Origin of the sequence: Dyadobacter frigoris, from assembly GCF_005280585.1 — a bacterium.
Taxonomy (GTDB): domain Bacteria; phylum Bacteroidota; class Bacteroidia; order Cytophagales; family Spirosomataceae; genus Dyadobacter; species Dyadobacter frigoris.
In genome coordinates this window covers 82355-107214 of record NZ_SZVO01000001.1, presented here as the reverse complement: position 1 = coordinate 107214, position 24860 = coordinate 82355, and the positions used below count along the sequence as shown (strand labels likewise).

The following is a 24860-nucleotide window of genomic DNA, read 5'->3' as shown; positions in this document are numbered from 1 at the left end:
ACTTTCATCGTCAGATGATGACAAAATTGATGTGGATGAATTTTTCTCTCTTTTTATTCCACGTTTTAGATTCCCATTTGCTGCCTTTAGTGATTATCATAAAAGTGCTAACTTAATTTATCCTTTTTGCTCCATATTTAAATTTTTAATTTCCAACTTTCAACTTGGTAGACTGGCTAAGATATCATTGGAAGAAGTGTTTTCATTAATTATTGGTAACAATTGTAATGGAATGGAGCCAATTGAATTTTATGTCTCTCTTCGAAAAACTAACTACCAACCAAGTGGTGACGAAAATAGACAAGTAAGGGAAATGTTAATTTTTATAAGTCAGATAAGCATTTTGAAATGGCATAATGGTTATTTGCTACTAGATTTAACAAAAAAAGATTACGATGATTACAACGGCTTTCTACATTTAACTACTCCTTTTATAAGTGAGCCACATAGTACACGAGAAAACGAATATTTGGCAGTAACTTCATTAAAAGGGGGTGAATTACCGCATTTTAAACTTCAATCAAGAGAAGCACCTACTGATGATATTTTTATTGAAGGTAAAAGGAGCAGAGTTAATCACATAAAAATTGAAAGAAGTCCATTATTACGAAAATTATTTTTCGAAAAAAATCCTCACACCATATGTGACATGTGCGTTTGTGATACGAAAGTTCGTTACCCTTGGACTGAAAACCTTTTAGAGGTCCATCATATTTTACCCTTATCATCCACACTTGTAGTCACTAGAGAAGGCACTTCACTTCATGATGTTGTTGGTCTTTGCCCAAATTGTCATAAAAGTGTTCATGCATATTATAAAAACTGGCTGAATAGATATAAGATAGATGACTTTAGAAGTAGAACTGAAGCAAAAGAGATTTATCAACAAGCAAAAAGTAGTATACTCCTATGATTATAAAAGTTGAAGAAAAGATATCTATAAAAGAACAATCTGCACTTCTTAATATGTGCATTGAAAATGATCTAGATTTAAAATTAGAATTGCAAAAGTTAGGATTATCATACGACCATCTCCGCTATAAATCTTATGCAAATAATGACGTAACTATCAACGACTATCAAAGCATTGAAAACTTACGAAAATATAAGAATACCATTCCAGCTGTGAGTTTTTTCTCGGGAGCAGGAGGAATGGACATTGGATTCGATTATGCTGGATTTGAAAACATAGCTTCAGTGGAAGTAAACGAGCTATTTTGCGATACTCTTAGAACAAATTATCCCAATCACCTTGTAATTGGTCCACCAAATTATACTGGAGATGTTAAAGATCGTGAGGTTATTGCATCTCTATTACAAAACCAACTAGGAATAAGTAGCCCCTTTGATGGAGTATTTCATGGTGGACCACCTTGCCAGCCTTTCAGTATTGCTTCTAACCAAAGATTTAGCAAAAGTGACGAAAATTTCAAAAGGAAAGGATTTGAAGACAAAGAAAAAGGAAATCTTCTTGAAGATTATATATGGTTCATAAAAAAGTTTCAACCAAAAGCATTTATAATTGAGAACGTTCCAGGCCTAAATAAAATAGATGATGGAGCAGGACTAAATAAATTACTCGAAACATTAACAAGCATAGGTTATACGATTTCTAATCCACAAGTTGTAAACGCAGCAGACTATGGAGTACCCCAAAAACGATTAAGGTTGTTAATTGTAGGTACCCGAAGTAAATTTAAATTTGAATATCCAAAAATAAGCTTGTTTCAAACCCCATGTCTTGATGTCTTTGCAAAGCCAATAAATGATAGCTTAAATCATATAACTCGAGAGCATACAGCACAATCTACATTACGTTACATGGAGTTGAATTTTGGACAGCGTGACCATTTAGGGAGAGTTGATAGATTAAACCCGTCACAACCTAGTAAAACGGTAATTGCTGGCGGAACAAAAGGTGGTGGGAGATCTCACTTACACCCCTATTCTCCTCGAACTTTATCCGTAAGAGAATGCGCCAGGCTTCAAACATTTCCTGATGATTATATTTTTGTTGGGCCATCAGCACGACAGTTTACACAGGTTGGAAATGCAGTGCCTCCACTTCTTGCATTTAAATTTGCAACTGAAATTTATCGTCAATTCTATTAATAAGATTTATAATTATTAAGCTTAACATATAAAATCTTGACGTGCCAAGGTATTTATATGTCAAGCTTAATGATTATACGTTAAGAGACTGTAAACTAACTTGTGCCACTTCGCAAATTGCTTCCGCAAACAAAATTTAAAAGCCCCTTTCTAAAAAAAGCAACCATCTCCCTCGGCTGCCTCGTAACTGCATTCCTCCTCCTAGACTTCCTCTTCCCTTTCAAACCAAAAGTCCAATACTCAACCCAGATCACCGCCGACAACGGCACCGTTCTACACGCATTTTTAAGCCCTGATGATAAATGGCGGCTTTACACCAATATTTCTGAAATCACACCGCTTTTACAAAAAACGCTGATCCATAAAGAAGATCAGTATTTCTATTACCATCCCGGAATTAATCCATTTGCGATGCTTCGGGCCGCTGGAAGAAATATTTTCAGCGGAAAAAGAACGTCAGGCGCTTCGACCATTACGATGCAGGTTGTCAGATTATTGGAACCTAAAAAAAGAACTTACCTGAATAAATTGACCGAATCTTTTCGGGCTGTGCAGTTGGAATTGCATTATTCAAAAGATGAAATTCTTCAATTGTATCTCAATCTGGTTCCTTATGGAGGAAATATTGAAGGTATTAAAGCTGCTTCACTTCTATATTTTGGAAAAGCACCACAATTATTGAGTTTAGCTGAAATCACTGCACTTACTATTGTCCCCAACCGACCATCGAGCTTACATCCTGGTTCCAGAAATGATGCTTTGAAAATCGCCAGAAATCAATGGCTGACACGATTTGGTAAAGAAAAGTTATTTGATTCAAATGTTATTCAAGATGCAATCAGCGAACCACTAATTGTTCGCCGGCTTTCTGCACCAAAACAAACGCCGCATCTCGCATTACGGTTGAAAAAAGATTTTACGGATCTTCCTATTATCAATACAACGATCAAAATCCAGTCTCAAAAACAAATTGAGGAACAGGTAAAAAACTATGTCAATAGGCTGCAAAGCATGAATATTCACAATGCAGCGGTATTGGTAATTAACAATGAAACGATGGCCGTCGAAGCTTATGTTGGTTCGGCTGATTTCAATAATCCTTTTGACGGCGGACAGGTTGATGGAATTCGCGCGATCCGTTCTCCCGGAAGTTCTTTAAAACCAATACTTTATGCAACTGCTTTTGACAAAGGAATTATTACACCCAAAACCGTTTTGAATGATGTTCCAACAAATTTCAGTGGCTACGAACCAGAAAACTTCGATCAGCATTTTAACGGTCAGGTTACTACGGAATTTGCCTTGGCCAATTCCCTGAATATTCCGGCAGTCAAGATTTTGAAAGAAGTAAGCACAACGGTTTTGATTGACAAATTGAAAAAAGCAGATTTTCAGACAATCCGTAAGCAATCCAAAGACTTGGGATTATCCATGATTTTGGGAGGTTGCGGGGTGACATTGGAAGAACTTACCAGACTTTTTGCGGCCTTTTCAAATGAGGGAGAATTAAAACAAATAAGATTTACTTCTGAAACCCCTATTTCGAAAAAAGGTGAACAGTTGGTTTCAAAAGAAGCAACTTATCTTTTGAATAATATTTTGACCCAGGTAACCCGACCAGATCTTCCTTCCAATTTTGACAATACTTATCACTTACCAAAAATCGCCTGGAAAACCGGGACTTCCTATGGAAAGCGGGATGCGTGGAGTATTGGTTATAATCGGAAATATACGATTGGCGTATGGGTTGGAAATTTTTCTGGTGAAGGCATTCCGGAGTTGAGTGGCGCAAATACGGCGACTCCTTTATTGTTTTCAATTTTCAATGCGCTCGATTATAATTCGTCAAAAGGCTGGTACCAAATGCCTGCGAATGTGTCTTTACGGAAAATATGTGCCGTCACCGGCGATATTCCAAGCGATTTTTGTGATCATCAGATTATAGATTATTACATCATGGGCGTTTCTCCTTATCATAAATGTCAGCATCTGCGGTACGTTTTTACGGATCTCTCTTCGAAAATTTCTTATTGTACTTATTGTCTTCCTGAAAGTGGATTTGTAAAAAATACATATCCAAATCTGGCTCCTGAGCTCATTGCTTATTATGAGTCCAAGAAAATCCCTTATCAAAAATCACCGCCGCATAATCCGTTTTGTGAAAGGGTTTTCCGGGAGGGTGCGCCTTTGATTACGAGTCCGAATGATGGAAGTGAATATTTTATCCAAACGGCTGAACCCCAGCAAATTCAGTTAAGCTGCCAAACCGGGAATGATGTGCAGGAGGTTTTTTGGTATGTAAATGATAAATTGGTGAAGCGCTCTGCGCCACATGAAGCGGTATTTATTAATCCTCCGGTTGGGCGGGTTAAAATTTCTTGTAGTGATGATAAAGGTCGGAATTCGGATGTTCAGATTGTGGTAAAGAAGATCTAAGAAGTTCTAAGATAAGTTATTACGGTGCTCTGCACCTTAGGCCCTTAGATATTTGTATTGTTTTCTACAAATATTGCGGTACTCTGTACCTTGGCATTGCAGATAATTCTTAATATGTTCTCAAATAGATTAGGTGCAGAGCACCGCAATACTTGTAGAGAAAAAATCAAACTTCATTAACCAAAGGTGCAGCGCACCGTAATTATCACGTTAAAAGTTTCACGCAAAGGAGGCACAAAGGTAAAAAAACGCTAAGACCGCTAAGAATAGATATTGCGGTACTCTGTACCCTGGCATTGCAGATATGCTCTCATAATAGATTAGGTGCAGAGCACCGTAATACTTGTAGAGAAAAAATCAAACTTCATTAATCCAAGGTGCAGCGCACCGTAATTATCACGTTAAAAGTTTCACGCAAAGGAGGCACAAAGGTAAAAAAACGCTAAGACCGCTAAGAATAAATATTGCGGTACTCTGTACCCTGGCATTGCAGATATACTCTCATAATAGATTAGGTGCAGAGCACCGTAATACTTGTAGAGAAAAAATCAAACTTCATTAATCCAAGGTGCAGAGCACCGTAATTATCACGTTTAAACTTTTTTGCTTTGCGTGAACCCTTAAAAACTTAAACCGAAGCTTCACTCTCCTGATACAAAACCTGAATCAAAGTTTGCCCAACCGCTTTCAAAGTTTTCGGATCTATATTTTCCATATCATCATGTGCCGTATGCCACTGATCGAAGAAAGTATGCTCAGGATCATTTTGTTTCATATGAATAATATCAATCATCGGAATTTTAGCGGTTTCATTGACAGGAAGATGATCATCGGTAATCGAGGGCCCGACTTTATCAATAAAATAATTACTATATCCAAGCTGACTGGCAATTCCCCAGATATTCCGGACAACTCCGTCAGCCATACTCACAGAATATCCTTCTTTTGGAAATGTGGCGCCTTTTGCCCCAACCATATCCAGTAAAACACCAAAATAAGCTGTATAATTTGGAACATGTTTATTGGCAGCCCAATACTGAGACCCTAAACAAAATCCGCTGAATTTATCCGTAGCTTTTTCAGAATTCCCCCAATCTTCGGCATCAAAAAGAATAATATCAACACCGAGATTTAGCTTATTTCCAGAAAAAGAGAGTACTCTCGCGATTTCCATCAAAACGCCTACCCCACTCGCTCCATCATTGGCAGCCAAAACCGGTTTCATTTTTGAAACAGAATCCTGATCAGAAAAAGGACGGGAATCCCAGTGAGAAGTCAGCAAAATTCTTTTGGTAGCTTTTGGATTAAAACTGGCGATAATATTTCTGGCATTTAACTTTTTGCCGTCGTAAGTCGTAGGCGTAAAGTTTTGCTCAGTTACTTCCAGTCCAAATCTTTTAAAAGTCGAAACAAGATAATCTCCACATGCTTTATGCGCAGCCGTATTTGGAACTCTTGCCCCAAATTCAACTTGTTTTTTAACAAACTGAAATGCTGAATCTGCATTGAATGCCGGACTGGCTACCAATTTCTCCAATTGTTCTGTGGTTTGCTCTGAGCTCGTTTTTGATTTACAGCCATATAGAAATAACATGCCAGTCAAAAAACTGCAAAACAATACAGAAACCCAGATTTGCCTTTTTAGTATCATGTTTTTACTCCTCATAAGCCCAATCCACACGTAACTTGCTGTCACGGATTGCAAGTCCCTGAAGTTTGAAATAAGTACGGATCTCATCAACCTTCTCGTAATTCTGAACCGCTTTATATTCCCGGTAAAGGTTCAACATACCATCCAAAACTGCGTGTCCTTCGCTTAGTTCCTCTTTTAGACCCAATACATTTTCAATGAAAACGATAAAATTTTCTAACAAAGAGGTAAACGTTGATTCTCCCAAAGCAGCCGATTTAACCTGGCCCATGTTCAGCATATTGATATATTTCAGCATGTTAAACAGGTTTGCAATTCCGACCGCCGTATTCAAATCATCATTCATGGCATCGTAAAAACCCTGAATCGATTTTTCTATATCTTCAATTTTTTTCTCGTCGCGTGCAACTTCTTCGTCAGCATATTTCAACATTTTGGCAAGACGAATCCCATTTGCTAATCTTTTATATCCTTTTTGGGCCGCTTTTAAGGCATCATTAGAAAAATCCAGCGTACTCCGGTATTGACTTTGCAGCATGAAAAAGCGAACAGTCATCGGGCTATAAGCCTGATCCAGCAACTCATGATCTCCGGAAAATAACTGACTTGGAAGAAAAGAATTGTTTAGCGATTTTGACATTTTTTGCCCGTTCACCGTCAGCATATTCGTATGCATCCAGTAGCGAACCGGTTCAATGTTTGTCAAAGCTCTTCCCTGTGCAATTTCACATTCGTGATGCGGGAATTTCAGGTCCATCCCGCCACCGTGAATATCAAATTGTTTACCTAAATATTTGGCACTCATGCAAGTACATTCCAAATGCCAACCCGGAAAGCCCATTCCCCATGGAGAATCCCACTGCATGATATGTTCAGGACTTGCTTTTTTCCAAAGTGCGAAATCAAGCGGATTACGTTTTTCAGATTGTCCGTCCAGATCCCGTGTTTCATTCAGAAGATCTTCCAGAATTCTTCCCGAAAGTTTTCCGTATTCATTTCCGGCCTCGTTATATTTTGCGATATCGAAATAAACAGAACCGTTAGATTCGTATGCTGCTCCTTTTTCAATCAAAGCTGATACCGCTTCGATTTGTTCAATTAAATGTCCGGTTGCGGTTGGCTCAATGCTTGGCGGACGCAAATTAAATTCGGCAGAAACGTCATGAAAATCATTCGTATACCGCTGAACAATTTCCATTGGTTCAAGCTGTTGCAGTTTCGCCATTTTACCAATTTTATCTTCGCCTTCATCACCATCACCAACCAAATGGCCAACATCGGTAATATTTCTTACATACCGGACTTTGTAGCCAATATGGGTCAGATAACGATACAGGATATCAAAAGATAGAAAAGTACGGATATTTCCAAGGTGAACATTATTGTAAACGGTTGGTCCACAGACGTACATGCCTACATAAGGTGCAGCGAGGGGAGCAAACAAATCCTTTTTACGGGTAAGCGTATTGAATATTTTAAGCGGCTGGTATGTTTTATCAGTCATGAATATTTTACTTTCTTGTAATCAATTTTAGTAATTTATTTTGAAGGTTTTGAAAGTCTGTTTTCAACCCAACTTATAATTTTCTCTGCTTCTTCGATTCCTATTTTGGCTAATTTGGCACTTTGAGCTCCTCCATATCCCATGTCCAAGTGCAATATTTGATAGGCTGTTGAGAAATCAGAAAGGACTCTTTTATCGATGCCCGATATTTCTTTTTGATACCATTCAACACTTTTTTTTGTCTTCTTCCTCTTTTCTCCTAACAATTCATCAAGTGCAAGTAAAATTCCTGTGTAGGCAGTGTGTCCGGCTATTTTCACATACTTTTTATCTTTATACAGGCCATCTTCCTTATTTGCATTATTACTAAGAAATCCCTTTGCATTGTCAATGTGTCTTCTTGCTTCGATAATTGCTTCCATGATAGTGCGATTCTTTTGTATGAAGAAATAATTGATTTAATAATTCATTAAGAAGTTTTTCACACCATATTTAACGTTGCCTGACAAAAATAGCAAATAACTCAGGATTGATCGCCAACTGTTAGCATTATGCCGTCCTTTAAATATGCTATTCAGCTGTTTTTATTATCTTCGCAGCGTTTTTGTCTTCAAATCAAAAATTGAAACTTACTAAAAATCAATACTATACTACTTTATGAGTTTATTAACAGTTGGCTCTGTGGCGTTTGATGCCCTTGAAACACCTTTCGGAAAAACCGATAAAATCATTGGCGGCGCTGCAACATATATCACATTATCAGCCTCGTATTTTACCAAAAACAATAATTTAGTAGCTGTTGTAGGCGGCGATTTCCCTCAGGAAATGGTTGACCTTCTGGTAGAACACGGAGTTAATACCGAAGGTTTAAAAACAATCCCTGATGGTAAAACTTTCTTCTGGTCAGGGAAATATCATGAGGATATGAACACCCGTGATACGCTTGAAACTCAGCTGAATGTAATGGCTGATTTTGATCCGATCATACCTGAATCTTACCAGGGTACAGAATACCTGATGTTAGGAAACACGGTCCCTGCAACACAAAAATCGGTTATTGAGCGTATGGCCAAACGCCCGAAACTGATTATGCTTGATACCATGAATCTTTGGATGAATATCGCCATGGATGATTTGAAAGATGTAATTTCTTTGGTTGATGTATTGACCATCAATGATGAAGAAGCACGTCAGCTTTCAGGTGATTATTCTTTGCGTAAAGCAGCCCAAACGATTATGGCGATGGGGCCAAAAACGTTGATCATCAAAAAAGGAGAGCATGGAGCACTTTTGTTCCAGGGTGATCGGATTTTCTTTGCACCGGCGTTGCCATTAGAAGTTGTATTCGATCCAACCGGAGCGGGTGACTGTTTCGCAGGTGGTTTCATCGGATATCTTGCCAAAACGGATGATATTTCTTTTGAAAATATGAAACGCGCTATCATTTATGGTTCTGCAATGGCGTCTTTCTGTGTTGAGAAATTTGGTACAGAACGTATTATAAATCTTAGTCAGGAAGAAATTGATGCTCGTGTTCAGGAATTTGTGAAACTGTCGAGTTTTGAAATAGTTTAACTACCTGTTAGCAAATAGCGGTTGGCTTTTAGTCAGGCTGATTGTTTATCAATATCAAAGGTCTAGGAATTTGGGAGGATCCCAAATTCCTAGACCTTTTTGTTAATATGCATTAGTGGCCTTTATTGTAAAAAATGAAGTATTGAAGGAAGGTTTTAAACCGTTTTTCCAAACAATAAATTAATTTACAATGTCCGCGTACAAAAATAAATTTCTTCTGATTCAGATTGTTTTCTGTTTTATTTCAACCTTTTCAATAGGTCAGAATTTGCCTTCAAGTAAGCACAAACTTATTGTCATTGCCCATCGAGGAAACCATACTAATGTTCCGGAAAACACCTTAGCGTCTATTGATGAAGCAATTAAATACGGCGTGGATTATGTTGAAGTGGATTTGCGTACAACCAAAGACGGTTATCTTATCATTCACCATGATGGAACTGTCGACCGCGCTACGAATGGAAAAGGCAAAATTAGTGATCATACTTTGGAGGAAATCAAAAAGCTTCAGGTATTCAATCAGAACAAAAAAACATACAAAATTCCAGAATTCAGGGACGTTTTGAAATTGTGTAAAAACAAGATCAATATTTATCTGGATTTTAAAGATGCCGATGTTGCTCAAACCTGGAAGCAGATTCAGGAAGCGGGAATGGAAAAGCAAATTGTAGTTTATATCAATAAAAAAGAACAATATCCACAATGGAAATCCATAGCACCACAAATGCCATTGATGACCAGCATTCCGGATGAAATTAAAAGTACAGATCAGTTATCCTCTTTTTTAAACGAGATAAAGATTAGCGTCATTGATAATGTTGTTAATCCGGAAATGGAAAAAATAATAAAGGAGAAGAAAATTTCAACCTGGCTTGATGTGCAAAGTCCAACGGAAGGACCGGCCTCTTGGGATGAAGCAATTAGTAAAGGCGTTCAAGGTTTACAAACGGATCACCCGGAAGCATTGATTGAATATTTGAATAAGAAGGGTTTGAGATAAAAGTCGGACTATTTTTAGAAAATGGCTCCTATGGAGCCAGGATTCAGCACATCGAAATAATTGCTATTAACAGGGGACGGCGATGCCGTCATTGATCATCGATACTATTCAAAATGAGAAAATTAAATACAAAAATAATTCCTTGATCAAAAAAGGCATTTACGGAAAATGGCTCCATAGAGCCTCCTGTATATAGAAAAACCCTATCTCGCCAAGCCTAACTCCTTAGGAGGCTCCTAGGGAGCCAGTATTTAGCACATCGAAACAACAGCTATAAACAGGAGACGGCGATGCCGTCATTACCGGCTCATTCCAATATTCCAACGATAATTGTTTTCACATCGCTCTGGTTTAAATTCCAACCGATATATTTACACCACAAAAATTTAAAATTCCTTACCATGCCAAGACAAAACATTCTCACAGGATCTCCGTGGGAAGATAAAATGGGTTATTGCCGTGCTGTACGCATTGGAAACATTGTAGAAGTTTCTGGAACTGTTGCTATTGTTGACGGAGAAATTGTAAAAGCTGATGATGCTTATGCACAAACCAACAACATCATTGAAAGAATTTCAAAAGTGCTTGAAGAAGCTGGCGTTTCGCTAAAAGACGTTGTACGCACAAGAATCTTTACAACGGATATCACAAAATTTGACGATATCGCCAGAGCGCATGGCGCCTATTTTGGAGAGATAAAACCAACAACCGGAATTTATGAGATCAGCAAATTAGTCTCACCAGACTATCTTGTTGAAATCGAATTTACTGCTGTTGTTGAATAAAAAACAATTAAAAAGAAGGGTCTACGAATTAAATCGTAGACCCTTCTTTTTTAACTAAATAATGCCATTATGTCGTCCTGACTCAGTTTTTTGATAAATCCGGCTTCGCCGCCCACCAAATCTTCAGCCAGTTCCTGCTTGCGTTCTTGCAGCAGTAAAATTTTCTCTTCAATCGTATCCTTACAGATCATTTTATAAGCAAACACTTTACGCGTTTGACCGATCCGGTGCGTTCTGTCAATTGCCTGACGTTCAACTGCCGGGTTCCACCATGGATCCATCAGATAAACATAATCCGCTTCGGTCAGGTTAAGTCCTACTCCACCCGCTTTCAAACTCATTAAAAACACACGGCAATTCTGATCATTCTGGAAACGGTTTACACGGCCCGCACGATCAACGGTTTGTCCATCCAGATATTCATAAGGAATATTTACCTTTTCCAAATGCTGACGGATAAGGTCAAGCATTCCCAGGAATTGGCTAAATATCAGAATCTTGTGATTCGAAGCATTTTCCTCAATTTCCCTTACAATTTCTTCCAGCTTCGCAGATTCATTTCCATAATCTACATCATCCGAAAGTAATACCGGCGAATCACAGATCTGGCGAAGTTTCAGAAGCGCTTCAAAAATCAGGAAGTTACTTTTGTTCAAGCCATCGGTTGCCAGTTTCTCTGCAATCTGCAATCTATACTTCTCACGAATTGTTTCGTAGACCTTCCGTTGCTTCTTGCCCATCTCACAATACAGTATGGTTTCGGTTTTATCAGGCAAGTCGGTTGCAACCTCTTCCTTGGTACGTTTCAGCATAAAGGGATATACCAAACGGCGTAATTCTTCGGCCTTCACTTTGTCCTGAAACTTATCAATCGGCGTTGCATATTCGGCACGGAAAAAATCAGCATGACCTAATAATCCAGGATTCAGAAACTCAAATTGAGAATATAAATCAAATGTATTATTCTCAACCGGCGTACCTGTCATGGCCAGACGATTGTTCGATCTGAGCAATCTGGATGCTTTTGCTGTCAGTGAATCAGGATTTTTGATTGCCTGAGATTCGTCTAAAACAATATAGTTGAACTGGATTTTTTTCAACAATTCGACATCACTTCTCATGGTGCCGTACGTTGTTAAAACAATATCATAATCATGGAAAATTTCAAGATCTTTCCGCCTATCCATACCACGGTGAACATACAAATTCAACTCTGGTGTAAACTTGGCAGATTCCGCCTGCCAGTTAAAAATCAATGTAGTAGGAACTACGACTAAATTCGTAGCCTTTGGATTTTTGTTCTTCTGGTGTTGCAGGAACGTCAGCATTTGAAGGGTTTTCCCCAAACCCATATCATCCGCCAAACATCCGCCCCAGCCAAATTCTTCCAGGAAATTCAGCCATTTATATCCTTCTTCCTGATATTGTCTCAGCGTCGCGTTGATGTTTTCAGGAAGCGGCACACTTGGAATTTCTTTAAAATTCAGGAGTTTTTGTTTTTTCTCCCAAAGCTCCTGTAAAACTTCCTCGTTATCGATCTGCGAAGCCAATTCTTCAATCAGCGAAAAATGGAATTTCGACAAATGCACTTCGTCACCATCCACTCTGCCAAATTTCAATAACGGTTCAAGTTTCTGAATCCATTCTTCCGGCAAAATTCCCATCGAACCATCTTTCAGCTCCACATAATTCTGTTTTTTCAACAACGCTTTTTTGGCGTCTGCCAAAGTCACTTGTTGATCTCCGAAACTGATCTCGATTTGCATATCAAACCAATCGATTCCGGAAGAAGCCCGGATTTGCACTTTTCCCCTGTTCGGGTTAATGCGCATTTTTTTCAGGTCTTTAAAACCTAAAAGCTGAATTTCTTTTTCCTCAACCGTATCAACGAAGTGGAATAACCAGCCATCTTTCATCACTTCGTCAAAAGGAATGAAGAAAAACGGTTGATCGGGTTGCTGAGCGAAATCCGGATGCAGGGATTTTACCCATTCCCAATGCGCTTTTTCAGCAACGATATCCCGTTCAAGTAAATGAATGTGGTTATCTTCAAATCTTGCTTTGGTACGCTGGTTATCGTGAATCAGTTCTGTTTCTTCCGATTCCGCATCACCTTCATAAACATAAGTCGGAACGATGAGCAAATTGGCGTCGTCTTCTTTCAGATATACCCTACCTTTTTCATATTTCATCGCACTCGTTTCCAACGCGTGGCGCGTTTGAAAAACTACCTCGAAATGTTCCGTAACCGGCATGACCCAATCCTTCATGAAAGTTTCAGCGTGATCCTTTCTTACCCGGATTTTGAAACCGTTCTGGCGCAGGTAATCAACCATTTCGGCATCATTAATACTGGCCCAGCGGAATAATATATCTTCTTTATAAATACCTAACCAAAAACTGTCAAAAGAAGAAGCAACCTGCTGCAAATCGATCGGCCGGCCTTTTTCAATTTCAACATAAGGGTTGAGACTGATAAATTCCTGATCCTCCGTTAATACAAAAAATAATTTAGCTGGCGTTGGATGAATTTTTATTTCCTGAAGCTGATTCTGGTTTGTTACATAATCGCTTTCTGTAATGAATAAACGCTCACCGGTAAGATCCTTAAAAATCCGGACGATTTGTCTGCCTACCCATTTGCGCGCTTCATTTTGATAATCAGAAGATTCGTCGCTCAAATGCGAACCCGCCTGCCCCTGGCTCTTCATATATTTTTGAAGCCCTTCCGGACTAAAATGACGTGCAATACGAACCAGACGTGAATCACTGGCCGTTAAAACCGGAATTTCTTCTGGCAAGTAAGCCGTTCCCGATCCGCCTGCAATACTTCTGATGTGGGTATATTTTTGTGTTTTGGAACTGCTCTTTGCAGAAAAAATTCCAAAACCTACATCAAGCAAACTATCAAAACCTCTTGGCCAGAAAACATATAATGAAAGTCTTTCGTCTCCAGAATGCGAATCCGAGTCATTTACCTGATAAACTGGCTGCAAATCAGGAATTACTTTATTCCGAAGCATTTGCCAGTTCTGGAAAACACCAACTTTTTGTATTCCTTTATCTTGTCTGATTAATTGTAAAGTACCGTTCTGGTCAATTTTGAAATCAAATTTTCCTTCCAGATTATCTTCCAGCGTATAGCCATATTCAGCCAAAAGCGCAGTTTTATCTTCCGTCCAGTCACGCATCATATCAAACGCACGTTCGCCAAACTGATCACGCAGTTTTAAAAGCGCCGCCAGTTTATGTTCACATAAAGGAACATAAAGTATTTGGTCACAGGAACAACACGTTTGTATCTGATTGGAATTGGGGATTTTTGTGAATTGAACTGAGAATTCGTTATCCCGAAGATTTACTTTGCATTCAGCAAAGCCATCACGCGTCGCCAAAATATCTACTTTGACAGGCTGATTACGGTTATTCCAGTTTTCACGCTGTACAAAATCTTCCAGATATACATCCTTTAGAGATGGAAGTACCACCATTGTATCTGCCATGTTATGCTCCGTTGGCTTCACATAAGCAGGCATTTTATCCAGCACATACAGCGTCATAGCAATCCTGTGCTTACACAGGCCGCCAAAATCATGTGTACATGTACAGGAAGTAATTATATTCGGGGTAAGAAAATCCTGGATTTTGATAACATAATCCCGGACCGAGTAATCACTTTTCACTTTGAACTCGGCGTAGCCTCCTCCATTGTAATCCAATTTCACAATGCTGTAACCTCCACTGCTGAAAATTGAGCGTCCTTGTGATAATGTTTGGCCCTCAGAGTTTCTTTTCAAAAACTGTGATAATCGCTCCTTCCTCTCGTTGTCCATTTATCCTTGAAACTCGTTAAACCGCAAAAGTACGGTTTGTTTCTGTTTTTGTGAAGCCTGAAATAAAAGTATAATGGAAATAGCATTAAAAAGCCTCTAAAAATGCAACTTATCACTATAATTTATTTCTAATTTCACCGATAACGGCGGAATAGACGATTTCTAAAAATTTTATTTTTATTTACTTGACATACGGTTGGTCAATTACACCAACATAGGAAGACTTCAAATTGCCATTAAGATATTGAACGATATCTTTTCCCACATTTGGGTACATCAGCTTTTGGTCAAGTTCTGTAAAAGGCAGCCAGACCATTTCCAAAGCAGTTGTTTCAACAGGATTTAACGCAGGATTTCCATCTGTAATTTTGGCATTGAAAACCATATGAAGCGTTTCTTTTTTCATTTCACCCCACAAAACTTCACCGCAAAGCGCCATTTCCCCGATTTCGACGGTGACTCCGAGTTCCTCCATTAATTCCCTGCGAAGTGCTTCGGGCAGGCATTCATCGGGATCAGGATTACCTCCGGGAAGCGCATAAACTTCTTTTTCTCCATACACATAGCGCATGGTCAAAACAGTATCTTCCTTAACAATGACAACTGCCGGACGTACTTTCATGAAACCTGAATAATGTTAATATAAACCCGCAAGCATATTACTAAAAATTATCCTTCAATCACCATTTTTTCAATCAGAAGCATGAAAATGTGTATCACCTTGATGTGTATTTCCTGAATCCTGTCGGCGTAACCGAAATGCGGAACACGGATTTCTACATCTGCAAGTCCGGCCAGTTTTCCGCCATCTTTTCCGGACATGATCACCACTTTCATTCCTTTTGCTTTTGCCGCTTCTACTGCGCGAATAATATTTGCTGAATTTCCGCTTGTGCTAAGCCCTAAAAGTACATCACCTTCCTGGCCCAAACCTTCAATAAATCTTGAAAAGACATATTCAAAACCAAAATCATTGCTTACACAACTGATATGGCTAACATCCGAAATAGCGATTGCAGGCAATGCGCGGCGATTATCACGATAACGGCCCGTTAATTCTTCGGCAAAATGCATCGCGTCGCAATGCGAGCCGCCGTTTCCACAGGAAATTATTTTATGATTATTTAAAATTGCATCCGCCATCAAAGACGCTGCTTTTTCAATTTTTTCTATTTGAACCGGATCACTTAAAAATGTATCGAGAACGGTTTGTGCTTCCCGTAATTCCTGACTGATGATATCCTGATATGCCATACTGGTTTTAAACTAACACTTTTAATAATTCAACAAATGTACCCATTAACGCTACGCCCGGCAAAGCATTGTTAAACCAGACCAGACATAGATCATTGCTTAATTGCCCGAAGAACGTGCCACTTTTTCCCCGGACCTTTATGTTTTTCAACTTTGAAACCAGCCGCGGCCAGTGCCCGTTTTACAATTCCTTTGGAAGAATATGTAACTAATACGCCGCCTGATCTGGTTTGGGCCGCTATTTTTTTCAATATTTCTTCGGTCCACAATTCCGGCTGTGCTTTGGGATCGAAGGCGTCATAGTAAATCACATCGAAAAGGTTTTCCGGGCTAAAATCCTCTAAAGTCAGCTGCTCTTTTCTAAATTGAAAATATTCTGAAAAAGAATGATTTGTGAACCAGGACGATTCATGAAGCTGCATAAATCCTGGTTGAGAAATGACTGACTCGTAATTTAAATGTGAGGCCTCTTCTTGAGAAACCGGAAAAGCTTCCACGCCTGTGTAGAGAATTTTCTTTTTATACTGATCTGCGGCTTGCCAGGTAAGATAGGCGTTTAAACCCGTTCCAAAACCCATTTCAAAAACACGGATAGTTTCCTGATCCGATTCCAGCACAGGAATCAGGCCCAGGTTCATATAAATGTGTCTGGACTCTTTGAGAGCTCCAGACACAGAATGATAATGCTGATTGTATTGGGAATTATATAAAGAATGCGATCCGTCTTCTGTTAATCTTAGGCGTTCCAAATCAAGACTACTATTTAGTTTAGAGTCTAAAAATACTCAAATCATTCTTCTGAGTGTAATTTTGGTGAAGAAAATGGCGCCGTTACGTTTTACTAGCAAGTCAATATTTCTTCCGTCACCTCTTTGCATCAGTTTATAAATCTCACTTACATTGAGTTCAGCAGCAGCGTGATTATCAATGAAAAGAAGCTGGTCACCTTCCAGTAATCCTGCACTAAATGCTGGTGAAGATTCCTGCACATGGTTGACAAAATAAGCATGTAAATTACTGGCATCTGCCCGGATTTCCATGCCGCTCATATCGTGTTCAAATTTTTCCCGCATCATACTTCTTACGGGTTTCAAAACCATATAACCTTCATGATAATTCATAGTAACCTTGAATCTTCTCAGCAACTCACATCCAATATTGCCCTGACGCTCAACGCCTTTACCCATTTTTGAACTAAATCCAAGGCTATCCGGGAAAGACGCTACGATATTGTCCAGTTCAAATTTGCCCAAACGCATCCTGTCTACACGGCCAAGATTTCCATTGATCACACCATTTAATCCTCTGCCTAATTGTGCGCGGATTACTTTTTCCGGCAGCCGGTAAGTTTCATGAGGTGTATTGTTCAAAAGCAAAGCATGGCCTGCGCCGGTATCAATTAATACTCGAATAGGTTTTTCACGACCGTCAGCGAACAATGTTACCGCATTGGTAAATGGTTTCGCATCTTCAATGGTTATCTCGTGTTTATCGCCTTTGCTGGCTTTATATTTATATTTTCCGTTTTGAACCAGGATAAGTTCTCTCTTGGAAAAATCGATAGTCACAACAAAGTTGTTGAACACATCATAGCCGAAAATACCATGAACAGGTACTCCGACATATTCAGAAAGACGTAAAAAATCCTTTTCAATTACGACAATATTCTGATGGTTAGCCTTTAAACGCCCCATCGAAAACCGGTTGTCAATCGCTACATGGGCAGCAATAGCTTTCCCTTCCCCGGCGCCTGCAAGGTTTACGGTACGTGTCAACCGAAGTTTGTCAGGCTTTAATATTAGGGGATCTGTAATGATAATCGAGCTTACACCGGTGTCCAGTATAAAACGTAAAGAATCCACGTCGTTGACTTTGACATAAACCAAAATCAGGTTTGAGTGCAACTCAAAAGGGATACGCGCAGTTTTATGATTTTTTTCAAGAAAATAACCGTATTTCTCAGCATCAGCAAGTTCAACTCCATCAGCAGATGCTGCTACGGCCGGTTTTGCAATAACAACCATGCTGAATAGACATAACCAGATAAACGTTTTCATCTTGGCCTCCTTTCTTTTAAACTTTTGTTAGTATTTATATTTTCATCAATTAAACGGTCTCATTTAGAATGATTTACACCTTATAAAGATAGAGTAAGTGTTCATTTTAACAAAATCAGTTTCTTAAGTAAAATTAATTCTAATTTCTATAATAAACACAACTAATTCTTTATATTTCCTCATTAATCTGAATATATTTTAAAAGGCAAATAGAATACGGTTAATGTGGAAAATATGGTATTTTTGTAGCGCAAAATGAAGATTTAACACAATAAAATAATTATGCGAAAAAAAATAGTTGCCGGTAATTGGAAAATGAACAAGCTTGCAGATGAGGCTGTTGCCTTAACCTCAGAACTTGTTAACATGGCTAATGATGAAGTAAAAGGAGATGTAAAAGTGATTCTTTGCCCTCCTGCCATTTATCTGACTACCCTAAAAAAATATATTGAGGAATCTCCGAATTTTGCATTAGCTGCGCAAAATTGCTCTGATAAAGTTTCTGGTGCATTCACAGGTGAAATTTCAGCTGCTATGCTTCAATCGATTGGCATTGAGTATGTGCTTGTTGGCCATAGCGAACGCCGCCAGTATTTTAATGAATCCAATGAATTACTTGCAGCCAAGGTTAATATCGCTTTGGAATACGGCATTTCACCGATTTTCTGTTGTGGGGAATCTCTTGATCAGAGACAAAATGAAGATTATATCGGGTTTGTAAAAAATCAGATCACGGAAAGTCTTTTCCATCTTTCCGCTGAGCAGTTACTTTCTGTTGTTATCGCTTACGAGCCAATCTGGGCCATTGGTACCGGGCTTACTGCAAGCGCAGAACAGGCACAGGAAATGCATGCAGCTTTACGTGCGCACATCGCAACCAAATACGGCACTGAAACGGCCGAAGAAATCTCTATTTTGTACGGCGGAAGTGTTACTGCTGCAAGTGCTGATGAGCTTTTTGCTTCTCCGGATATCGACGGAGGCCTTGTTGGAGGTGCTTCTCTTAAATCCCGTGAGTTTACCAATATTATCAAAGCGAGATAATACTTTTCAACATAAAAAAAACGGTGGCAGGAGTTATTTCTTGCCACCGTTTTTTTATATATCCCTATCAAATCTGCGTAATCATAAATTCAACGCGGCGGTTTTTTCTTTTTTCTATTTCCGAACCATTTTTTGCCAAAGGTTTTGTTGCTCCAAATCCCTTTGCTTCAATACGTTGTTCGTCAATCCCTTTATTAATCAGATACGTTTTTACAGACAAAGCCCGGCTGGTCGACAGTTCCAGGTTTTTATCAAAATCACCAACATTATCAGTATGTCCTTCTACCCGGATTTTGATTTTAGGATTTTCCTTCATCATATCAGCCAGACGATTCAGTTCGGCAAATGATTCTGTGAGTAAAGTATATTTTGATGTTTCAAAATAAATATTCGGAAGTGATATTGTTTCTCCAACAGCCAACGGAATCAAATAAAAATCTTTTACAAAAGATCCTTTCACAGCTGAATCCGCAGCATTCAAACTAAAATTACTTCCGTAATAACCCTTTGCAAATACTTTGAAATCGTATTTATCATTCGGATTTATACCAATACGATAATTTCCCGATGAAGATTTATATTGAAGAGAATCACCTTTTTCCAAATAGCTGATTTGCGCAGGAATCGGATTTTTGGTTTTTGAATCATAAACCGTTCCTTTTATCATCACCAATTCCTCTTCCGGTGCAACTGGTTTAGCTTCGATTTTTTCTTCCTTCTTCTCTTCAACTGGCGGCTGAACTGGTTTTTCCGTTTTCGGAACGACTTTCGAGGTTGTTTTTCCGCTTTTCTTCAACGGGTTTTTTATATGGATACCATAGAAATTCCATGTCTTCTGATTTTTGGTAGCCCGACCTTCGTAAAAATCAAAAACCTCAATACCGGGCGTAAGTCTTTCAAAATACGCTACGAAATCCACTATATCTCCCGGCTTAACCTGCTTTCTCATTTCGGTAGGAATATCTTTTGCCTTGATCAGTTTGAATTTTACATTGATTTCTCCCGGCTTGTAAAGGCGCGTTTCGGGATCCAGACCAATTGTAGTAGTCGATGGCATCTGAAATTGTTGTCCGGGCATTTTTCTCAACAAAGGCTCCAGTTCCTTCATTCCCGGCGCTTCCCTCTCAACAAATTGCATGTAAATAATGGTATACTGATCCGTGATTTCTACACGCTTGATTTTTACATATTCCGCTGATTGTTCCTCTACTCTCGGGTTTTCAGTTATTTGCCCGTAAGTAGCAGTAAATGAAAGCACAATAGCACAAGTAAAGGGCAAAAGCGATTTATAGTTCATAATTTATCGTTGTTAATTTTTTACGAAATTAACTTCAAAACGCCGGAGAGGCGCCGATAGTTTGTTAAAAATTGTTAAACAAATTTTCGTTTTATTTCATTGAAATAAAAGAATTCCAGAATTCGGGATCATAACGCTCCCAGGCGTGACAGGCAAATGGCAGTTGGTGACCTGTAATTTCATAAGTAGCGGCCGGACTTTTTTCAAATGAGAAACGGAGCGCTTCTTGCCACGTCGGCAGTTTAAGAAACATTTTCATAGGTAGCAGCCGCGTTGCTTCCTGAGAAAAAAGCATGTCTTCATTTCCAATCCATTTGGGATAAAACAGATTGTAGATTTTCAGATAACGCAAAAATGCCGGAACCCGGCGCAGAGACAGACCGCCATTTAAAACAAAACGGTTACTGGAAATTGCGGTCGCAAAAATATTTTCTGATCCTGGGGGTAATTTGTCAAATTCTTCACGATGCAGCGATGGCGCTCCTATATAATCAAATCCCTTTTTACACCAATCCATAAGTTCATCTCTGAAAACATAGGCGTCGAGCTGATGGATCAGGATAAATTCATACGCCAAAAATGCTTTATAAAAATCAGCTGAAATCATCAGCCGGTTATAAGAATCAATCCCTTTGAAAAAAGAATCGTCAAAAGAAATAAATTCGATGGCCGTAAATTCTTCTTTCAGGTTTTGAAGATTGAGACTTTCGGGCTTAACAATCCTGACAGGATGGCGGCCTAAAACTTTCATACATTGCCTGAGCGAAATTTTTTCCAAAGCATTCAATGCAGACTTGTATATCGGAATGACTACGGCAACCGTCGAATCCTGATCTTTAATTTTCACCGTCTCCGAAATTAATTATTCAAAAATATCACCAAAGGCTGGCAACCACCAATCTTTACTGCTGAAAACATATTTGCCCTGAACAACATCCGTCACAACCGGCGCAAGACGCAAAAACCGATTATCCGGCAAAGTTGATCGTTTATAAAAATGCTTTTGGGACATTCGTAAACTCCGAAGCTTCTCCTTGGGAATAAATGGAATTTCCATTAACAATAAATACAGCTTGTACAATTTATCCGCCTTTTCCTTTAACGGAATAAGTTTTTCATTTCTATCACGCGAAAAACGATCTTTAAAACGCACATATTCCACCTTCGATCCAAACCCAACTTGTTGACTGGCATGAATCCGGTAAGAAATCAAAGTATCATTGATGAAAGCTATTTTCTCTTCCAGGCCCAACACCATGGCGATATAGGCATCGTGGATAAGATCGGGTACATGTGTTGGAAAAGGCATCAGCCTTTCAAGTGCTTTTTTCCTTATAGCCAGCGTTGCGCCTGTCACCACGAAACCTTTAAAAAGAATTTCGTGCGCTTCTCCACTGGCCCATTTTGCCTGAGCCTCATCGTTAAATTCAATTTCTTCCCAAATGGTGCGTCCCGTTGGTTTTGAATCATCATCCATCATCATCGCGTCTGAAAAAATGGCGTCAGTTTGGGGATGATCATTAAAATATGCTATTTGTTTTTCTACTTTATCCGCTCTCCATGCATCATCCTGGTCGGAAAGAAAAATAATATCTCCTCTGCAAAGTGAAAGACACTTTTCAAAGTTTTTTGTAGACCCCAGGTTACTTTCATTTTTATGAATAAAAATCGGGAAAGAAGAATTCTCTGAAAAGGTTTTTAAAACCTCGATGGTATCGTCGTTCGATCCATCATCACACACAACCAGTTCATCAACGGGGATTATCTGATTGGCAATGCTCTTCAACTGCTCAGGCAAATACTTTGCCCCGTTGTAAGTGCACATGGCCACTGAAATCATATAGTGTATAAATCCGTTTACATTACAAAAACGGTGCAAGTTAAGAGCCTATTATGTCTTTTCCATATAATTTCACTTTCTACCTAGTGAACGTATCTTTATTTCGGGTCATCACATATTCCAAAGTTGCATATTCAGTTGAATTATAATAATAAAAAGAATATGACATAAAGAAATAACAATATAACCTCGATTATGAAAGCTGATCAGAAGTTTGAATTTTTGTAGAATATCCTCTTAAATCAGAACCTTTGATAAAAGTGCATTATTACCAGCTACTAAATATCGGGGAAATGATAAACCAATATTACAATTTCGGACCACATCAAATTAAAAATAAAACGTAAAGGTTATGCCAATACAGGATCAATTAAAAAAAGCTATCATACAAATGCCTCAAAAAGAGAAAGATAAACTTTTACTGAGACTAATTACCAAAGACAGCACACTGACTGATAAATTGTTTTTTGAACTGATTGAAGATTCGGCTACAATTCCTGAAAGACGGGAGGCGATAATGGCCCGCATCACGAGAATTTCCAAAATTATTCAGGATTCGCCAGGGTGGATTTTAATGGACATGCGGAATCTGAGCGGTGATATCAGCTATCATGTAAAAGTTACCAAAGATAAAGTTGGTGGATCGGAGCTGAATTTATTTCTACTCAATACTTTTCTGGAAAAATATGCGGATAAACTTCGGGGATATAGTTCCAGAACGGATAAAGTAGCGCTCTACATTGCAAAAAAAGCACAAACTACGTTAAACGGATTTAATAAACTGGATGACGATTATCATGTAGATTATAAACGGGACGTCAATCAGATGCTCAGCCAGGTACATCAGCTAGCATCCAAAATGTACGCCAGGCAACTGGAACTTCCGGAGGTCTGGGAATAATATCATTTTAAGTTAATCCTGGCTTAACAGACTTATTTAATTTTCTCTATTTCTTCACATCTGAATTGTAATTTGTAATGAAAAACAAATCCACAGCGCTGCTTATTATTGATGCTCAGTTTGACTTTTGCAATCCAAAAGGAACCTTGTATGTACCTGGGGCTGAAAAGGATGTCGAAAGAATTGCACAGCTTATTGCAACGCATGGAGCAGAAATTGACGAAATTTTTGTGACGCTTGATACACATCGGGTTTTAGATATTGCACATCCGTTATTTTGGGAAGATCCGAATGGAAATACCGTCGCACCTTTTACATTGATAACCGCGGCGGCTGTGAAAGCAGGAAAATGGCGTCCGCGTTTTAGTCCGGAATATGTTTTGGAATATCTGGAAAAACTTGAAAGTGAAGGTGAATTTAAACATTTCATCTGGCCTGAACATTGCCTGATCGGCTCACGCGGTGCAGCTTTGGATGATACTATTTTGCACGCCTTACTTTCCTGGACGCATCGCACCGGCACTGATTACAAAGCGGTTATCAAAGGAACAAATCCGTTAACGGAACATTTTGGTGTATTTCGTGCTCAGGTTCCTATTGAAGGCGCACCGGAAACACAGCTTGATCAAAAATTCCTGTCCGAACTTGAAGCTTTTGACCAGGTTTTAATTGCCGGAGAGGCGCGTTCACATTGCGTAGCCACGAGCGTGAAACAAATTTTACAATATGCGCCTGAGCTTATTTCAAAAGTTATATTACTGACTGATTGTGTTTCAGATGTAACAAATTTCGGATATTTGGCTGATCCGATTTTTGAAGAAGCCAAAGAAAAAGGCGTTCAGTTTATTACTTCCAAAGAAATACAGATTTAATAATAACGTATGAAACTCTTCCTTTTCCGCCACAGATTTTATTTTTTACCTTTTATAATCATCTGGGCGGGGCTGGGGCTTTTGCAGCTGCTGTTTACGCAGAATTTTATTATTCTTCATGTAAATCATTACTGGTCCCCCTTTGCTGATGTCTTTTTCAAATGGATGACTTTTGTTGGAGATGGTGCTTTTGTATTAATCGCCGGACTTTTGGCAACGTTATATTCTTACCGGCTTGGTCTCAAAATCGTCCTCAGCTATGCTATAACAAGCATTTTCGTTCAATTTTTGAAACGAATGGTTTTTACTGAAATTTATCGTCCACCGAAAGTTTTGTCAGCGTTACTGCCTCAACTACATAAAGTGGATGGAGTCGATTTATATTATTTCAATAGCTTTCCATCCGGACATACTACCGCTGCTTTTGCACTTTTTACAATTCTGGCTTTGGAATCTAAATCTCCCGTACTAAAAGTTTTGCTTCTTTTGCCCCCACTTCTTGTAGCCTATTCCCGTATGTATTTATTAGCACATTTCCTGGGCGACGTTTTCCTTGGCTCATTTCTTGGGATTTCATTTTCTGTAATCGTATATTATTACCTGAATCAATTCTGGCAGTCACAGTCTAATCCCAAGCTTGGGGGCGGTTTAATAAAATATTTATAATCAGGAGATTACATTGATCAAACTAAATATTAG

Annotated in this window: 21 protein-coding genes; 10 read left to right on the top strand and 11 right to left on the bottom strand. The window is 38.8% G+C overall.

Annotation, left to right across the window (positions count from 1 at the left end):
• The first annotated feature begins 31 nt into the window (after positions 1-31).
• The 3 genes from FDK13_RS00505 (at position 32) to pbpC (ending at position 4548) form a co-directional block, all read left to right on the top strand.
• Positions 32-913 carry an HNH endonuclease gene (locus tag FDK13_RS00505; RefSeq protein WP_137338020.1) on the top strand — a complete coding sequence of 294 codons (882 nt, stop codon included), beginning with the start codon at positions 32-34 and terminating at the stop codon, positions 911-913.
• Entirely contained in the window at positions 910-2112 is a 1203-nt protein-coding gene (locus FDK13_RS00500) for a DNA cytosine methyltransferase (protein WP_137338019.1), read from the top strand. Before FDK13_RS00505 ends, FDK13_RS00500 begins: the two co-directional genes overlap by 4 nt.
• Positions 2113-2214: 102 nt before the next feature.
• Positions 2215-4548 (top strand): penicillin-binding protein 1C, encoded by a 2334-nt coding sequence (gene pbpC, locus FDK13_RS00495; protein WP_137338018.1) that lies wholly within the window; start codon positions 2215-2217, stop codon positions 4546-4548.
• A gap of 628 nt (positions 4549-5176) precedes the next feature.
• Here pbpC and FDK13_RS00490 read toward each other — a convergent pair.
• The 3 genes from FDK13_RS00490 to FDK13_RS00480 are packed head-to-tail and all read right to left on the bottom strand — an operon-like array spanning position 5177 to position 8125.
• Positions 5177-6199: a M28 family peptidase gene (locus FDK13_RS00490; protein ID WP_137338017.1), complete on the bottom strand. Its 1023-nt coding sequence runs from the start codon at positions 6197-6199 to the stop codon at positions 5177-5179.
• Between the two features lie 4 nt (positions 6200-6203).
• On the bottom strand, positions 6204-7703 hold the full coding sequence (gene cysS / locus FDK13_RS00485) for a cysteine--tRNA ligase (RefSeq protein ID WP_137338016.1): 1500 nt from the start codon (positions 7701-7703) through the stop codon (positions 6204-6206).
• A 35-nt stretch (positions 7704-7738) separates the two neighbouring features.
• Positions 7739-8125 (bottom strand): DUF5618 family protein, encoded by a 387-nt coding sequence (locus tag FDK13_RS00480; protein ID WP_137338015.1) that lies wholly within the window; start codon positions 8123-8125, stop codon positions 7739-7741.
• Positions 8126-8360: 235 nt separating this feature from the next.
• Between FDK13_RS00480 and FDK13_RS00475 the strand changes: the two genes are divergently transcribed.
• From FDK13_RS00475 to FDK13_RS00465, 3 genes are all read left to right on the top strand, one after another.
• Positions 8361-9278: a PfkB family carbohydrate kinase gene (locus FDK13_RS00475; RefSeq protein WP_137338014.1), complete on the top strand. Its 918-nt coding sequence runs from the start codon at positions 8361-8363 to the stop codon at positions 9276-9278.
• A gap of 190 nt (positions 9279-9468) precedes the next feature.
• On the top strand, positions 9469-10278 hold the full coding sequence (locus tag FDK13_RS00470; protein WP_137338013.1) for a glycerophosphodiester phosphodiesterase family protein: 810 nt from the start codon (positions 9469-9471) through the stop codon (positions 10276-10278).
• Positions 10279-10679: 401 nt separating this feature from the next.
• Positions 10680-11063: a RidA family protein gene (locus FDK13_RS00465; RefSeq protein WP_137338012.1), complete on the top strand. Its 384-nt coding sequence runs from the start codon at positions 10680-10682 to the stop codon at positions 11061-11063.
• 50 nt (positions 11064-11113) lie between these two features.
• On the opposite strand, the gene FDK13_RS00460 is transcribed toward FDK13_RS00465, so the two are convergent.
• The 5 genes from FDK13_RS00460 to FDK13_RS00440 all read right to left on the bottom strand — a co-directional run bounded on the left by FDK13_RS00460 (position 11114) and on the right by FDK13_RS00440 (position 18207).
• Complete coding sequence (locus FDK13_RS00460; protein ID WP_229215851.1) at positions 11114-14860, bottom strand: DEAD/DEAH box helicase; 3747 nt, start codon at positions 14858-14860, stop codon at positions 11114-11116.
• A 217-nt stretch (positions 14861-15077) separates the two neighbouring features.
• A complete protein-coding gene (locus FDK13_RS00455) occupies positions 15078-15518 on the bottom strand; it encodes an NUDIX domain-containing protein (RefSeq protein WP_137338010.1) in 441 nt (146 codons plus the stop codon).
• 47 nt (positions 15519-15565) lie between these two features.
• A complete protein-coding gene (lpcA, locus tag FDK13_RS00450) occupies positions 15566-16150 on the bottom strand; it encodes a D-sedoheptulose 7-phosphate isomerase (protein ID WP_137338009.1) in 585 nt (194 codons plus the stop codon).
• Between the two features lie 92 nt (positions 16151-16242).
• Positions 16243-16899 (bottom strand): tRNA (5-methylaminomethyl-2-thiouridine)(34)-methyltransferase MnmC2, encoded by a 657-nt coding sequence (gene mnmC2 / locus FDK13_RS00445; protein WP_137338008.1) that lies wholly within the window; start codon positions 16897-16899, stop codon positions 16243-16245.
• A 36-nt stretch (positions 16900-16935) separates the two neighbouring features.
• Positions 16936-18207: an aspartyl protease family protein gene (locus FDK13_RS00440; protein ID WP_170982684.1), complete on the bottom strand. Its 1272-nt coding sequence runs from the start codon at positions 18205-18207 to the stop codon at positions 16936-16938.
• A gap of 282 nt (positions 18208-18489) precedes the next feature.
• On the opposite strand from FDK13_RS00440, the gene tpiA reads away from it, so the two are divergent.
• A complete protein-coding gene (gene tpiA / locus FDK13_RS00435) occupies positions 18490-19251 on the top strand; it encodes a triose-phosphate isomerase (RefSeq protein ID WP_137338007.1) in 762 nt (253 codons plus the stop codon).
• Positions 19252-19318: 67 nt separating this feature from the next.
• On the opposite strand, the gene FDK13_RS00430 is transcribed toward tpiA, so the two are convergent.
• The 3 genes from FDK13_RS00430 to FDK13_RS00420 all read right to left on the bottom strand — a co-directional run bounded on the left by FDK13_RS00430 (position 19319) and on the right by FDK13_RS00420 (position 22388).
• Positions 19319-20548: an OmpA family protein gene (locus FDK13_RS00430; RefSeq protein WP_137338006.1), complete on the bottom strand. Its 1230-nt coding sequence runs from the start codon at positions 20546-20548 to the stop codon at positions 19319-19321.
• Positions 20549-20639: 91 nt separating this feature from the next.
• Complete coding sequence (locus FDK13_RS00425) at positions 20640-21395, bottom strand: DUF5672 family protein (protein WP_229215850.1); 756 nt, start codon at positions 21393-21395, stop codon at positions 20640-20642.
• Between the two features lie 15 nt (positions 21396-21410).
• Positions 21411-22388, bottom strand: coding sequence for a glycosyltransferase family 2 protein (locus tag FDK13_RS00420; RefSeq protein ID WP_137338005.1), 978 nt, complete (start codon positions 22386-22388; stop codon positions 21411-21413).
• Positions 22389-22740: 352 nt separating this feature from the next.
• On the opposite strand from FDK13_RS00420, the gene FDK13_RS00415 reads away from it, so the two are divergent.
• The 3 genes from FDK13_RS00415 to FDK13_RS00405 all read left to right on the top strand — a co-directional run bounded on the left by FDK13_RS00415 (position 22741) and on the right by FDK13_RS00405 (position 24827).
• Entirely contained in the window at positions 22741-23289 is a 549-nt protein-coding gene (locus tag FDK13_RS00415) for a hypothetical protein (RefSeq protein ID WP_137338004.1), read from the top strand.
• Positions 23290-23366: 77 nt separating this feature from the next.
• Positions 23367-24161, top strand: coding sequence for a cysteine hydrolase family protein (locus FDK13_RS00410; RefSeq protein WP_137338003.1), 795 nt, complete (start codon positions 23367-23369; stop codon positions 24159-24161).
• 9 nt (positions 24162-24170) lie between these two features.
• Entirely contained in the window at positions 24171-24827 is a 657-nt protein-coding gene (locus FDK13_RS00405) for a phosphatase PAP2 family protein (RefSeq protein WP_137338002.1), read from the top strand.
• Positions 24828-24860 lie beyond the last annotated feature (33 nt).

Bases quoted from the DNA above. Each gene is read 5' to 3' on its own strand.
- FDK13_RS00410 (WP_137338003.1), top strand. From the start codon at position 23,367: ATGAAAAACAAATCCACAGCGCTGCTTATTATTGATGCTCAGTTTGAC.
- lpcA (WP_137338009.1), bottom strand. From the start codon at position 16,150: ATGGCATATCAGGATATCATCAGTCAGGAATTACGGGAAGCACAAACC.
- FDK13_RS00500 (WP_137338019.1), top strand. From the start codon at position 910: ATGATTATAAAAGTTGAAGAAAAGATATCTATAAAAGAACAATCTGCA.
- cysS (WP_137338016.1), bottom strand. From the start codon at position 7,703: ATGACTGATAAAACATACCAGCCGCTTAAAATATTCAATACGCTTACC.
- FDK13_RS00470 (WP_137338013.1), top strand. From the start codon at position 9,469: ATGTCCGCGTACAAAAATAAATTTCTTCTGATTCAGATTGTTTTCTGT.
- FDK13_RS00440 (WP_170982684.1), bottom strand. From the start codon at position 18,207: ATGAAAACGTTTATCTGGTTATGTCTATTCAGCATGGTTGTTATTGCA.
- FDK13_RS00430 (WP_137338006.1), bottom strand. From the start codon at position 20,548: ATGAACTATAAATCGCTTTTGCCCTTTACTTGTGCTATTGTGCTTTCA.
- tpiA (WP_137338007.1), top strand. From the start codon at position 18,490: ATGCGAAAAAAAATAGTTGCCGGTAATTGGAAAATGAACAAGCTTGCA.
- FDK13_RS00415 (WP_137338004.1), top strand. From the start codon at position 22,741: ATGCCAATACAGGATCAATTAAAAAAAGCTATCATACAAATGCCTCAA.
- FDK13_RS00475 (WP_137338014.1), top strand. From the start codon at position 8,361: ATGAGTTTATTAACAGTTGGCTCTGTGGCGTTTGATGCCCTTGAAACA.
- FDK13_RS00480 (WP_137338015.1), bottom strand. From the start codon at position 8,125: ATGGAAGCAATTATCGAAGCAAGAAGACACATTGACAATGCAAAGGGA.
- FDK13_RS00420 (WP_137338005.1), bottom strand. From the start codon at position 22,388: ATGATTTCAGTGGCCATGTGCACTTACAACGGGGCAAAGTATTTGCCT.
- FDK13_RS00465 (WP_137338012.1), top strand. From the start codon at position 10,680: ATGCCAAGACAAAACATTCTCACAGGATCTCCGTGGGAAGATAAAATG.
- FDK13_RS00405 (WP_137338002.1), top strand. From the start codon at position 24,171: ATGAAACTCTTCCTTTTCCGCCACAGATTTTATTTTTTACCTTTTATA.
- FDK13_RS00490 (WP_137338017.1), bottom strand. From the start codon at position 6,199: ATGATACTAAAAAGGCAAATCTGGGTTTCTGTATTGTTTTGCAGTTTT.
- FDK13_RS00455 (WP_137338010.1), bottom strand. From the start codon at position 15,518: ATGAAAGTACGTCCGGCAGTTGTCATTGTTAAGGAAGATACTGTTTTG.